This is a genomic window from Nocardioides sp. LHG3406-4, assembly GCF_049897745.1.
Taxonomy (GTDB): Bacteria; Actinomycetota; Actinomycetes; order Propionibacteriales; family Nocardioidaceae; genus Nocardioides.
Map to the genome: position 1 here is coordinate 110,952 of NZ_JAFCWV010000003.1, position 11,840 is coordinate 122,791.

Sequence of the window (11,840 nt, forward strand, 5' to 3'; positions counted from 1 at the left end):
GGTGGGGGGGGGCGTGGGGGCCGGTGACACCCCGGTCCCCCCGACCCCCCCCTCGTACTGCCGGGGGGGTGCCGGCGTGGTGATCCCCGGATATCCGGGGATCACCACGCTTCGCACTCGTTGCAACGGCCACGAACCGCGAGGAGTCCCGGCGAAGGTCGGGTCGGCACCCAGCGTGCCGTCGTACTGACAGGGCCCGGGTGAGCTCGCGATGCCCGACGTAACCCGTCGGTAACAACGTCGTTGAGCCTCTCGACAGACTCCCGGCGGCGACTCAGGGCCGCCGGTACCTGACGAGAGGGAGCTCATGCGTACCCATCGCACACGTCTCACCGTCGGCCCGCTGCTCGGCGCCGCCGTCCTGCTCACCGCCCTGACCGCGACCGCGGTCACCGCCACGGCCGCCACCAACGCCTCGACGGGCTGGGCACCCGCGGCCACCGCCCGGATCCACCCGGGTGTGCAGATGTACACCGACGGCGCGCAGTGCACCGCCAACTTCGTCTTCAGCGACGCGGCCGGCAACACCTACGTCGGGTACGCCGCGCACTGCGCGGGCCTCGGCTCCGCCACCGACACCGACGGCTGCCTGGCGCAGTCGTTGCCGCTGGGCACGCGGGTGACGTTCAACGAAGGCGGCTCGCTGCTCTCGGAGGGCAGGCAGGTCGGCGCCGGCACGTTGGCCTACAGCTCCTGGCTGACCATGCAGCAGGGCAACGAGCAGGACGCCAGCACCTGCGCCTACAACGACCTCGCGCTGGTCAGGGTCGACGCGGCCGACGTGTCGAAGGTCAACCCGTCGGTGCCCTTCTGGGGCGGTCCGGTCGGGATCGACACCAACGGCACCACCACGGGCGACAAGGTCTACACCTACGGCAACTCAAGCCTCCGCGCCGGCATCGAGATCCTGTCGCCCCACGTGGGCGTCAGCCTCGGGGACAGCGCCGCCGACACCGGCTGGACCCACCCGCTCTACACGGTGACCCCCGGCGTCCCCGGTGACTCCGGGTCCGGGTTCCTCAGCGCCGACGGCGCCGCGGTCGGCACCCTGTCGACGCTCGGCCTGGCACCGCTGCCGGCGTCGAACAACATCGGCGACCTGGCGCGCGAGCTCGCCTACGCGCAGGCGCACTCCGGCATCGGCGGCCTCGCCCTGGTCGACGGCACCGAGCCCTTCAGCCCGATCCTCTGACCTCCCCGGGGTACGACGCCCCGTCCGCCGCGGGGGGACGGGCGTCGTACGGTCCGGCTAGGTTGCTGCCATGCGCGGGCAGACGACTGGCGGCACGCGCGCAGGCGTCGTCGCCGTGCTCTCCGTCGCGGGCCTGATGCTCGTGGCGGTGCTGGCCGTGTGGGCGGCCTCGATCGGGCGCGACGCCGTGTTGTCCGGCGAGGGTCCCGAACGGGTGCAGGTGTCGACCGTGCCTGCCACACCGACCGCGGAGACCACCGGCCCCCTGCCTGCGGGGACCGATCAGCCGGGCGAGCCGCCTGCTCTCCTCGGGGTGCTCGCAGGGCTGGTGGTGATCGCCTTCTGGGTGCTGGTGGCGGCGGTGGCGTTCCTGGTCGTGCGCGCCCTGTGGGGTCAGGCCCGTCTCGCGCGTCGCGTGACCGACCCGGCGCCGGTCGACTTCGACGTCCTCGACCAGCCCGCGAGGGTCAGCGAGCAGATGGAGAGGGACGCCTCGATCCAGCGGGCCCTGCTCGACGAGGGCACCCCGCGCACGGCCATCGAGGCGTGCTGGCACCGGTTCGAGGTGCAGGCCCGGGAGGCCGGGCTGCCCCGTGAGCCCTGGGAGACGTCCTCGGAGTTCACCTACCGGATGCTCGACCTGGTGGGCGCCGACCCGCACGCGGTCCTGACGCTGGGGGAGCTCTACCGGGAGGCACGGTTCTCCGAGCACCCGCTGGGCGAGGACGCCCGCACGGCAGCCCGAGCCGCGCTGCAGGACATCCAGCTGAGCCCCCGCACGACCCGGGCAGACCGGGAGCCGTCGTGAAGGGGTGGGTCGGCCGCGTCGCAGTCGCCGCGGTCCTGTACGCCGTCCTGTACGTCGCCCTGCGAACCCTCGACTTCGAGCCGCACGCGGTGCCGCTGCTCCTGCTCGTACTGCTAGGACTGCTCGTCTGGTGGCTGGTGATCGACGCGCTCGACGCCCCACCTGCCGAGTGGAACGTCGCCTCGACGTCGCCGTTCCAGCCGCCCGGCCAGGACGTGGTGCTCTCCGGGTACCTGCGCCTTCTCGAGAGCCACGCCGCCTCGCGCGAGCCCGATCAGGCGCTGCGTCGACGGCTCCTCGCGCTCGGGCACGCGCGGCTCGAGGCGCGTCTCGGCGTACCCCCCGACGACACGACCTCGGCAGACGCGCTGGGGCCGGAGTGGGCCGCCATGTGCCGGGACCCGCACCGCCGCCTGTCGGTGGCCGAGATCGACCGAATGCTCACCCGAATCGAGGAACTGTGACCGCAGAGACGAACCCGACGATGAGCGTCACCGACGCGAGCGAGCTGGCCGGCCGGGTGCTCACCGAGGTCGAGAGGGCGGTGGTGGGCAAGGCCGACAAGCTCGCGCTGGTGCTGGCTGCGGTGCTCGCGAAGGGGCACGTCCTCCTGGAGGACTTCCCGGGGCTGGGCAAGACGCTGGCCGCCCGCTCGTTCGCGCAGGCCCTCGGGCTCGACTTCGCGCGCGCGCAGTTCACGCCCGACCTGCTGCCCGCCGACCTGACCGGGTCGTTCATCTACGACCAGCGCGAAGGGCGGTTCGAGTTCAGGCGGGGGCCGCTGTTCACCGGGCTGCTGCTCGCCGACGAGATCAACCGGACGCCGCCCAAGACCCAGGCCGCGCTGCTGGAGGCGATGCAGGAGCGCCAGATCACCATCGAGGGGGAGACCTTCCAGCTGCCGGCGCCGTTCCACGTGCTCGCCACCGCCAACCCGGTGGAGTACGAAGGCACCTACCCGCTGCCCGAGGCGCAGCTCGACCGGTTCCTGCTGCGCGTCAGCTTCGGATACCCCGGTGCCGAGCAGGAGTACGACGTGGTGGCGCGGCGGCTGGCCCGGCGACGCGAGGAGATCCAGCTGGAGCAGGTGACCGACGCCTCCGGGCTGCTGGGCATGCAGGCCGCGGTCGAGGAGGTCGAGGTCGACGAGAGCATCGGCCGCTACTGCGTCGACCTCGTCACCGCGACGCGGCGCCATCCCGACGCGCTGACCGGCGCCTCGCCCCGTGGCTCGCTGGGCCTGGTGCTGGCGGCCCGGGGCTTCGCGGTCCTGCGCGGTCGCGACTACGTGATCCCCGAGGACGTCAAGGCCGTCGCGCGGCCGGTGCTGTCGCACCGCATCACCGTGCGGCCCGAGCTGTGGATGACCCAGGCGTCGGGGGAGCGGATCGTGGACGCCGTCCTCTCCGACGTCGCCGCGCCGCCGACGCTGGGCGGCCGGAGGTCGTGACGGTTTGGCAGACGACGCCGGCCCTCGCCCGGGCCGCCATCCTGGCTGCCGTCGGGGCGCTGGCCGCCGTCACCCTCGGCGAGCCGGTGGTGGTGGTGCTGGTGAGCCCGTTCCTCGTGCTGACCCTGATGTCGGTACTGCACCGCCCGACCGAGCGTCCGAGGGTCGACAACCGGCTCGAGCACGTCAGCCTGCACGAGGGCCAGGGGACCCGGTCGCGGCTACGGCTGACCAACGCCGACGACGTGGAGGTCGTCACGCGCGTCGCGCAACCGGTGCCGTACGTCGCGATGCGTCCCGCCGCAGGGGCCCTCGTGGCTCTGGCGACCGACAACCACGACCTCCAGCTGAGCCCGCGCCGCTGGGGGCGCCGGCTGCTCGGCGCCGAGGGCGTCGCGCTGACGAGCCGGTGGGCGGGCTTCCGGTTCGGCGTGGTGACGGTCAGCGGGCAGGAGATGTTCGTGCTGCCCGCTCGGGCGCCGTACGACTCCCGCGCGGAGGCCCCTGCACCCGTCGGGCTCGTCGGTGCGCACCGCTCTCGCCGCAACGGGTCGGGCACGGAGTTCTCCGGGATCCGGCCGTTCGCCTCCGGCGACCGGCTGCGGCGCATCCAGTGGCGCACCTCGCTGCGCACCGGTGCCCTGCACGTCGTGACGACCCGGGCGGAGGAGGACAGCGCGGTGCTCGTCGTCCTGGACGCCCTCGTCGACCTCGGCCGCTCGGGAGGTGTGGACGGCGAGGCCAGCAGCCTCGATCTCGGCGTCCGGGCCGCCTCGGCGCTGGCCGAGCACCACGTACGCCGCGGCGACCGCGTGGGCCTGCGGGTGCTCGGTGCCCACGACGCGCGCCTCGCCACGGCCGGCGGCCAGCGGCACCTGCGTCGGCTGCAGGGACTCCTGGCCCGCACCCGCATCGAGCGGTCGCGGCTGCCCGAGGGCTTCACGCTGGGTGTCCCGGGAGGCACCGTGGTCTATGTGCTCTCGCCGATGCTCGACGACGGCGTGGTGACCGCGGTCGCGTCGGCCAGCCAGCGGGGGGTGCCCGTCGTCGTGGTCGACACGCTGCCGGAGGACGTGCGGATGGCGGTGGCCGAGGGCACCGACGAGGCGTTGGCGGAGCTCGCCTGGCGGATGCGGCAGCTGGACCGCGACGACCTGCTGCGCCACCTGGCCGCGACCGGCTGCCCGGTGGTGCCGTGGCGGGGCCCGGGCACCCTCGACCAGGTGCTGTACCGGCTGGCCCGGCGTGCCCAGCTGCCGACGGTGCGGGTCCGATGAAGCGCCTGCACGGCGGCGCCAGGATGTGGCTGATGCGGGCCGTGGTGACGGCCGCGCCGGTCGCCGCGGTGCTGCTGACGGCGACCGTCGGCGAAGGCCCGGGGACGGTGCTGCTGGTCGTGCTGACGGTGCTGGCGGGGGGCTGGGCGGTCTTCCCGGAATCGGCCGTCGGGGTCGTCGTACTCGCCCTGGTGGTCGCGTGGTGGGCGATCGGTCTCGAGGGCGACCAGGCCCTGCACCCGGTGGTGGTCGCAGCCGCGGGCTGCCTGGTGCTCGCGCACGTGACGGCACTGCTGTCGTCGTACGCACCCGCCGAGGTGGGCGTGCCCCGCGCCCTCGTGCTGACCTGGGTACGACGTGGCCTGGCGGTGCTGCTGCCCGTGCCCGCGCTTCTCGTGGTCGCGCGGCTGCTGCGTGGTGACGCGGATGTTGCGGGAGTCTGGACGGCAGGGCTGGTCGGCGTCATGGTCGCCACCGTGCTCTGCGCCCTGGCCGTGCGCGGACTGCGGGAGTCGTCGTCGTGACCCGCGTGGATCCCGAAGATTACGCCGAGCTGGTGCTGTCGTGCGTCGAGCAGGTGCCGTGGGGCCGGGTGACGACGTACGGCTCGATCGCCGAGGCCGTGGGCCGGGTGGCCGGCGGCGGCGGGCCGCGGCAGGTCGGCGCGGTGATGGCGGCGTACGGCGGGCCGGTGCCGTGGTGGCGCGTAGTGCGTGCCGACGGGTCGCTGCCGCCCAGCCACCAGGGTGAGGCCCGGCAGGCCTACCTGGAGGAGGCGACGCCGATGCGGCCCTCGGGATCGGTCGACCTGGCCGCGGCGTTCTGGCCGGCGGTGCTGCCTGTGGACGAGGCTGGGGATGAACCGGGCTCTCCTGTGGACAGCGGACCCGGCCCTGTGCACGACACGCCCGTCCGTCGCAAATAGTGGGGAAATTTCCCGAAAGCCCTTGTGCGCATGGGTTCCGTGCACATAGAACTTCTCCCACGCACTCCCTCCGGGGAGGGCGTGGTGGCTCAAAGACAAGGGTCCGTACGGTTGCTCAGCCCTCCGGGGCGGGGCCGCCGAGGCACCAGGGTGACGGGGTGTCGGGATCGGAGTCGATGGGCGATCGACCGGAAGCGTCACCACGATCCGGTCACCAGGGGGGCCCTTGCATCTCATACATGCAGGGGCCCTTCGTCCATCTCGGACACGGCGCCGGGCGCCGTCGCGAACCGGCATGATGACGCCATGCTCTATGGCCTGGTCCACCCCGTCATCGCCCCCCTCTCCAAGGCGGTATGGCGTCCCGTCGTCACCGGCCTCGACAACATCCCGCGCACCGGCGGCGTGATCCTGGCCAGCAACCACCTCAGCTTCGTCGACTCCGTGGTGATCCCGGTCGTGGTCCCCCGCAAGGTGGCGTTCCTCGCCAAGAAGGAGTACTTCGAGGGCACCGGCGTGAAGGGCCTGCTCACCCGGGCCTGGTTCGAGGGCATCGGCATGCTCCCGGTCGACCGCGACGACCCCCAGGCCGCCATCAACAGCCTCGACACGGCGCTCGCGGTGGTGAGCCGCGGCGGGGCCTTCGGCATCTACCCCGAGGGCACGCGCAGCCGCGACGGACGGCTCTACCGGGGCCGCACCGGTGCCGCCCACGTGGCGCTCACCGCCGGCGTACCCATCGTGCCGGTCGGACTGCGCGGCACCGAGGCGCTGATGCCGGTGGGGTCCAACCGGCCGCGGCTCGCCAAGGTGCACATCGCGTTCGGCGAGCCCCTCGACTTCACCGGGCGCTTCGACGGCGTCCCGCTGGGCCGCGCCCGCCGAGAGGTCACCGACGAGGTGATGGCCGCGATCGCCGCCCTGTCGGGCCAGGAGCTAGCCGGCGTCTACAACGACCGGGCACCGGACCTCTGACCCCGGTGTCCTTGTTGAGTTGCGCCCCTGTGCCTGTCGAGTTGCGCCGCCGTACCTGTTGAGTGGCGCCGCTGTACCTCTGCGACGGGTACGCGGGCGCGACTCAACTGGTACGCGGGCGCAACCCGACGGGTACGCGGGCGCGACTCAACGGGCACGGGCCAGCTCGGCGAGCCGGACCAGGGCGGCTGGGAAGATCTCGGCCGGCGGGGTGACCAGGCCGGCGCCGACCTGTCCGGTGCCGGGCACCTTGCCGGCCATCCCGGTGTTGATCTGCGGGAGGATGCCGGTCCGGCACACCCGGGTCACGTCGATGCCGGACGGTACGCCGCGGAACTCCAGGATCGGCACGGTCCAACGCGGGTTCTCGCCGAGCGTGATCTCGTGCATCCGGCGGGTGGTGGCCAGCGCGTCGGGCACGGTGCCGCCGACCAGGCGCACGATCGCGGGGGCGGTCGCCATCGCGAACCCGCCGATGCCGGCGGTCTCGGTGATGGCGGAGTCGCCGATGTCGGCGTTGGCGTCGTCGGGCCCGTAGTCGCCGAGGTAGAGGCCCTCGGCCACCTGCGCCGGACCCGTGAACCACTCGTCGCCGGTGCCGGCCACCTGGATCCCGAAGTCGGTGCCGTTGCGGGCCATCGCCACCACCATCGTCGAGCCCTCGATGCCGCGTGCGGCGTCCAGGGCCAGCTTGCAGGCCGGCATGGCGAGGTTGAGGAAGAAGTGGTCGTTGGCCCCGACGAAGCGCAGCGCCTCGCCGACGTCGGCGGCATCAGCCCCCGACATCGCCATCGCTGGAGCGAGGTCGCGCAGCAGCATCAGGGTGCCCGCGCGGTTGCGGTTGTGGGCCTCGTCGCCCATCTGGAGCATCTGGGTCAGGATCCCGGTCACGTCGACCGGGCCGGTGGCGCGCACGGCGGTGCGGAGCAGCGGGCCGAGCACGTCGCCCATCCACCGCAGTCGCTGGAGCACGTCCGGTGAGTAGGCGCCGTACCTCAGCACCTTGCCGAGGCCCTCGTTGAGCGAGCAGTGCGTACGCCGGCCCGTGGTCGGGTCCTCGAGCACGAACATCCACATCGACGGCGTGACCACGCCGGCCATGGGTCCGACGGTGTTGCGGTGGTGGCAGGGCTCGAGGCTGACGGAGGTGCCGGACTCGAAGAGGCGTACGGCGTCGTCGGGGTCCTCGACCAGCCCCTCGAGCGCGGCCCCACCCATCAAGGCCCCGCGCAGCGGGCCGGAGGTGCGGTCCCACCCGATCGGCGGCCCCGCGTGCAGGAACTCGCCCTGCTGGAGTCCTAGCACCTCGGACGCCGGGCCGACGTCGACGAGCATCGCCTGCACGCCGAGCATCGCCGCCAGGGCGCGCTCGTTCGCCTCGACACGCAGCGGATCTCCCGCGACGGTGGCGAGGTCGTCGGCCGTGCCCGACATCGGTGGGCGCCAGTCGACGCGGCTGACGTCGACGGCCTGTCCGGCCACCGCGTCGGCGAATAGGTCGGCGCCGACGCCTACCACGAGCTGAGGGGTCGTCATCGGGTTCCTCCCGCGAGAGTCAGGGCGACGGCGGAGCGGGTCGCCGCCGCATTGGAGAAGTGCACCTGCGCACCGGCGTCTGTCAGCGCCTCGACCTGCCTGTCGAGGCCCTGCGGGTCGGCGGAGGTGCCGACCAGGGAGACCACGACGGGCTGGCTGACCGCGGCGATGGCCGGGGCGAGCAGCGCCGCTGGATCGGGCTCGGCCCCGTGGCCGAGGACGACGTCGAGCAGGAGTACGCCGGTGGTCGGGTCGGCGGCGGTCCGGGCGAGGTGGTCCAGGCGCAGCGTCGGGTCGATCATCGGGTGCGCCCGGCCCGCGGTCAGCTCGTCGTCGCCGAAGTCGACCATCGTGTGTCCCTCGGCGGTGAGACCCGCGTCGAGCTCGAGGCCGGGCGAGAGTGGGATGTTGCTCCGGATCGGGCCCAGCTCCTCGGTCGCGATGAGCATCGCCTCGTCGCAGAGCGTGCCGCCGACGAACAGCCCGCGCAGGTGGCCGCCGGTGGGTTGACGCGGCGTCGCCGGCTCGTGCACGGGCCACGTCGGCACCTCCCGGCCCAGTGCCCTCAACGCCGACTCGGCCGCGGCGGTCAGGTCGTGCCGGCCGGCGCCGAGGAACGCCAGCTCGACCGGCGTGCCCAGCCCGGCGGCGTACTCCCAGATCTCCTCGGCGACGTCGTCGGCGGGCGGCTTGGAGACGAGGACGACGAGCTCGACGGAGTCGTCGGCGTCCAGCCGGGCCAGCGCGGCCCGGGTCGACAGCCCGCGTACGTCGGCCGAGAGGTCGCGACCGCCGACCCCCAGCGCGTGGGTGACGCCGACACCGGCGTGGTCGAGCAGGCAGAGGAGCTGCTGGGCGCCGGTGCCGGACGCCGCGACCAGGCCCACCGGACCGGGCTCGGTGGTGTTGGCGAAGCCGAGGCCGACGCCGCCGATGACGCTGGTGCCGCAGTCGGGTCCCATGACGAGGACGTCGCGCTGCGCCGCTGCCCGCTTGAGGGCGAGCTCATGGTCGAGCGGCATGTTGTCGCTGAAGACCATCACGTCGCACCCGGCCTCGACGGCGTCCATGGCCTCGACGAGCGCGTTCGGCCCGGGCACCGAGACGAGCACGAGGGCGCTGTCCGGTGCCGACCTGAGCGCGGTGGCGGTCGTGCGCGGGGGTGCCTGTTCGACGGCGGCCGACTCGGTGCGACTGGCGAGCGCGCTCTCCATCGCGGCATGGGCCTGGGCGAGCGCGTCGGGTCCGGCATCGTCGGTGAGTCGCACCGCGACGACCAGGTCGTTGGGCGTGGCGCCGCCGGGCACCTCGAAGCCCATCTGGGTGAGCACGTCGACGTTGAGCGGAGTGGCCATCGCGACCTGCGCCGCGGCGACACCCGGCAGCTGCTGGAGGGTGCGGCTGACCTGCAGCAGCGCGACGGAGTCGGCGTACGCGCCGGGCCGGAGCTCGACGTGGGTGGCAGTGCTCATGCAGCGGCCTTTCGGGAGAGATGGAGCAGGGCGGCGCGGGCGCCGTACAGCAGGCCCGCGCCGGATGAGTGACCGACCGAGGCGAGCTCGGCGGCGCGGGCGGGTTCGTCGGTCTCGTGCGCGGCGACCCAGGCGGCGAACTCCGGGATCACCTCGCCGTGGAACGCACACTCGAGCAGGGTGGCCGACAGGGTGGTGGTGCGTGTGCGAGCGATGCGTACGACGTCGTCGGCCCACGGAGTTGCGACGCCGAGCGACCGGTGCTGGGCGAGCCAGCCGCAGATCACGTCGTCGCCCAGTGGGGTCAGGCCGCCACCGTGGCCCAGCACCCGGTCCAGGTGCTGGGGATCGAGACGGAGGGCGGTGAGCTCGCCGGCCACGGTGGCGTCGATGCCTCGCAGCGGGTCACCGCCGTCGAGGACCCGAGGCATGGCGGGGACGGTCGCGTCCACGACCCGGCGTACGGGCAGGGCGACGCCGTCGACGTGCAGGACGCCGGCTCGGACCTCGGCGCGCTCGCCGGTCAGCGGGCCGACCGTGGGGGTCGCGAGGCGCAAGCCGCAGGGCACCGCGGTCGCGGCCGAGCCCAGCACCCCGACGCAGCGGTTGTCGGCGGAGGGCAGTGCGACGTAGACGGCGTGCGGCCCGCGATGGACGATCTTGAGGGCATTGTCGGCGGTGCCGGCCAGGAGGGAACGGAGCCGTGCCGGGGCGCTGACAGGCAGTTCGGCACTCACGTTCGACCACGCTAGAGGCCACGACTAGGGTTTGCCGATGTGAGGTTCTGCCAATGATCCCGTGGATGAGGTCCAAGAGTTGACGACACGCGAGGGCGCCAGTGCTGCGCTGGCCCGCATCGACGCGCTGCACTCGGCGCTGACCGAGCTGGTGCTGGAGGGCGGCGACCTCGACCGGATCGCCGCCGAGGCGGCGCGGGTTCTCGGCATCGGCGTGCTGATCACGTCGACGGACGGTCGCGAGCGAGCCTCGGCCATGACGGACGACCTGCGGGCCCTTCTGGAGGGCGGCGGGCTGGTCGACCCGACCGGCCGGTTCCGGGTCGAGCGTGCCGGCGCCGACGGCGTACCCGTGGGTGGTGGCGAGGCCCGCATGCTGCGCGTCGTGGCGGGCGGCACCGACCTGGCCCGGCTGGTGGGCTGCCGGGCGGACGGGTCGATCACCCAGGACGACGTGCACGCCCTCGAACGCGCGGCGGCGGTGGCCGCGCTGCTCATCACCCGTGAGCAGGCGGTGTCCGCCGTCGAGACGAAGTACCAGGGCGACTTCCTGCGCGACCTCTTCCTCGGCCGGGCCGGGGACAGCGCCTACGTCACCGGGCACCTGGCCTCCTTCGGCTGGGACCTCACCCGGCCCGTCGTGGTCGTGTGTGCCGAGATCGACCCGGCACCGGCGGACGTCGCGGGGGAGTCGGCGCAGCACCGGCGGTGGCAGGAGCGCTTCGCGCAGGCGTGGCGACAGGTCACCCGCGACGTCGCCGAGGGCATCCCCACGGCCGACTTCTCCTCCGAGGTGGTGGCGCTGCTGCCCGCGCTCGAGCACGACCGCCTCGGCCACGACGTCGTACGCCGGGTGGTGAAGGCAGTGGCCGGCGACAAGGGCGGCGGGCGGCGGCCGTTCACGGTCGGCGTGAGCCGGGTGACGTCCTCGCTGCAGGAGCTTCCGGGGGCCTACGCGCAGTCCCAGCGCGCCCTGTCGATCGGCAGGAAGCTGCACGGCAGCGGCTCGACGACGTTCTTCGACCAGCTCGGGGTGCACCGGCTGTTCGCGCTCGTCCCCGACGCCCGGGAGCTCGGGGAGTTCGCCCGCGACGTGCTGGGGCCGCTCGCGGAGCCGACCGCCGAGGCGGCGAAGGCGCGGGAGACGCTGCAGGTCCTGCTCGACACCAACTTCAACGTGGCCGAGGCCGCGCGCGAGCAGTTCGTCCACTACAACACGCTGCGCTACCGGGTGGGCAAGCTCGAGCGCCAGCTCGGCCCGCTCTCGAGCGACCCGCACCTGCGGCTCGACGTGGCCGTGGCGCTGCGCGTGCTGGAGATCGGCTAGGCAGATCGGCAGCGACACACGTCAACCTCTGCCAGCGACTTCGGCGTTCCTTCGACAGTTATCGCCCTGATGGGTGTGTCATGGAGAGCACTAACTTGGCACCTCGGGGTACTCACCCAGCACCAACGCGAGAGGGACTCC

The 11,840-nt window shown here is 73.3% G+C and carries 12 protein-coding genes; 9 read left to right on the forward strand and 3 right to left on the reverse strand.

The genetic code is table 11. The features are described from left to right. Nucleotides 1–307 precede the first annotated feature (307 nt). The 8 genes from ACP7BP_RS12275 (at nucleotide 308) to ACP7BP_RS12310 (ending at nucleotide 6,627) form a co-directional block, all read left to right on the forward strand. A complete protein-coding gene (locus ACP7BP_RS12275) occupies nucleotides 308–1,192 on the forward strand; it encodes a hypothetical protein (protein ID WP_426244907.1) in 885 nt (294 codons plus the stop codon). Between the two features lie 70 nt (nucleotides 1,193–1,262). After that, the gene (locus ACP7BP_RS12280; RefSeq protein WP_426244908.1) at nucleotides 1,263–2,000 is read left to right on the forward strand and encodes a DUF4129 domain-containing protein; all 738 of its coding nucleotides are present in this window, start codon (nucleotides 1,263–1,265) and stop codon (nucleotides 1,998–2,000) included. Further along, nucleotides 1,997–2,464 carry a hypothetical protein gene (locus tag ACP7BP_RS12285; protein ID WP_426244909.1) on the forward strand — a complete coding sequence of 156 codons (468 nt, stop codon included), beginning with the start codon at nucleotides 1,997–1,999 and terminating at the stop codon, nucleotides 2,462–2,464. The genes ACP7BP_RS12280 and ACP7BP_RS12285 overlap by 4 nt, the downstream gene beginning before the upstream one ends. Nucleotides 2,465–2,484: 20 nt before the next feature. Further along, the gene (locus ACP7BP_RS12290; RefSeq protein ID WP_426244910.1) at nucleotides 2,485–3,450 is read left to right on the forward strand and encodes an AAA family ATPase; all 966 of its coding nucleotides are present in this window, start codon (nucleotides 2,485–2,487) and stop codon (nucleotides 3,448–3,450) included. After that, nucleotides 3,447–4,727: a DUF58 domain-containing protein gene (locus ACP7BP_RS12295; protein ID WP_426244911.1), complete on the forward strand. Its 1,281-nt coding sequence runs from the start codon at nucleotides 3,447–3,449 to the stop codon at nucleotides 4,725–4,727. The genes ACP7BP_RS12290 and ACP7BP_RS12295 overlap by 4 nt, the downstream gene beginning before the upstream one ends. Beyond that, complete coding sequence (locus tag ACP7BP_RS12300) at nucleotides 4,724–5,251, forward strand: hypothetical protein (RefSeq protein WP_426244912.1); 528 nt, start codon at nucleotides 4,724–4,726, stop codon at nucleotides 5,249–5,251. Before ACP7BP_RS12295 ends, ACP7BP_RS12300 begins: the two co-directional genes overlap by 4 nt. Next, nucleotides 5,248–5,652 (forward strand): MGMT family protein, encoded by a 405-nt coding sequence (locus tag ACP7BP_RS12305; RefSeq protein WP_426244913.1) that lies wholly within the window; start codon nucleotides 5,248–5,250, stop codon nucleotides 5,650–5,652. The genes ACP7BP_RS12300 and ACP7BP_RS12305 overlap by 4 nt, the downstream gene beginning before the upstream one ends. Nucleotides 5,653–5,958: 306 nt before the next feature. After that, nucleotides 5,959–6,627 carry a lysophospholipid acyltransferase family protein gene (locus tag ACP7BP_RS12310; protein ID WP_426244914.1) on the forward strand — a complete coding sequence of 223 codons (669 nt, stop codon included), beginning with the start codon at nucleotides 5,959–5,961 and terminating at the stop codon, nucleotides 6,625–6,627. 147 nt (nucleotides 6,628–6,774) lie between these two features. On the opposite strand, the gene ACP7BP_RS12315 is transcribed toward ACP7BP_RS12310, so the two are convergent. The 3 genes from ACP7BP_RS12315 to ACP7BP_RS12325 are packed head-to-tail and all read right to left on the reverse strand — an operon-like array spanning nucleotide 6,775 to nucleotide 10,372. Further along, nucleotides 6,775–8,163, reverse strand: a complete 1,389-nt coding sequence (locus ACP7BP_RS12315; protein ID WP_426244915.1) for a DUF1116 domain-containing protein — start codon at nucleotides 8,161–8,163, stop codon at nucleotides 6,775–6,777. Further along, nucleotides 8,160–9,635 (reverse strand): FdrA family protein, encoded by a 1,476-nt coding sequence (locus ACP7BP_RS12320; RefSeq protein WP_426244916.1) that lies wholly within the window; start codon nucleotides 9,633–9,635, stop codon nucleotides 8,160–8,162. Before ACP7BP_RS12320 ends, ACP7BP_RS12315 begins: the two co-directional genes overlap by 4 nt. Continuing rightward, complete coding sequence (locus tag ACP7BP_RS12325; protein ID WP_426244917.1) at nucleotides 9,632–10,372, reverse strand: DUF2877 domain-containing protein; 741 nt, start codon at nucleotides 10,370–10,372, stop codon at nucleotides 9,632–9,634. The genes ACP7BP_RS12320 and ACP7BP_RS12325 overlap by 4 nt, the downstream gene beginning before the upstream one ends. A gap of 79 nt (nucleotides 10,373–10,451) precedes the next feature. On the opposite strand from ACP7BP_RS12325, the gene ACP7BP_RS12330 reads away from it, so the two are divergent. Further along, nucleotides 10,452–11,699 (forward strand): PucR family transcriptional regulator, encoded by a 1,248-nt coding sequence (locus ACP7BP_RS12330; RefSeq protein ID WP_426244918.1) that lies wholly within the window; start codon nucleotides 10,452–10,454, stop codon nucleotides 11,697–11,699. Nucleotides 11,700–11,840: the final 141 nt, after the last annotated feature.

What these genes read in the sequence shown, in the direction of transcription:
- ACP7BP_RS12315 (WP_426244915.1), bottom strand. Translation starts at nt 8,163, where the DNA reads ATGACGACCCCTCAGCTCGTGGTAGGCGTCGGCGCCGACCTATTCGCC.
- ACP7BP_RS12290 (WP_426244910.1), top strand. Translation starts at nt 2,485, where the DNA reads ATGAGCGTCACCGACGCGAGCGAGCTGGCCGGCCGGGTGCTCACCGAG.
- ACP7BP_RS12275 (WP_426244907.1), top strand. Translation starts at nt 308, where the DNA reads ATGCGTACCCATCGCACACGTCTCACCGTCGGCCCGCTGCTCGGCGCC.
- ACP7BP_RS12320 (WP_426244916.1), bottom strand. Translation starts at nt 9,635, where the DNA reads ATGAGCACTGCCACCCACGTCGAGCTCCGGCCCGGCGCGTACGCCGAC.
- ACP7BP_RS12280 (WP_426244908.1), top strand. Translation starts at nt 1,263, where the DNA reads ATGCGCGGGCAGACGACTGGCGGCACGCGCGCAGGCGTCGTCGCCGTG.
- ACP7BP_RS12310 (WP_426244914.1), top strand. Translation starts at nt 5,959, where the DNA reads ATGCTCTATGGCCTGGTCCACCCCGTCATCGCCCCCCTCTCCAAGGCG.
- ACP7BP_RS12300 (WP_426244912.1), top strand. Translation starts at nt 4,724, where the DNA reads ATGAAGCGCCTGCACGGCGGCGCCAGGATGTGGCTGATGCGGGCCGTG.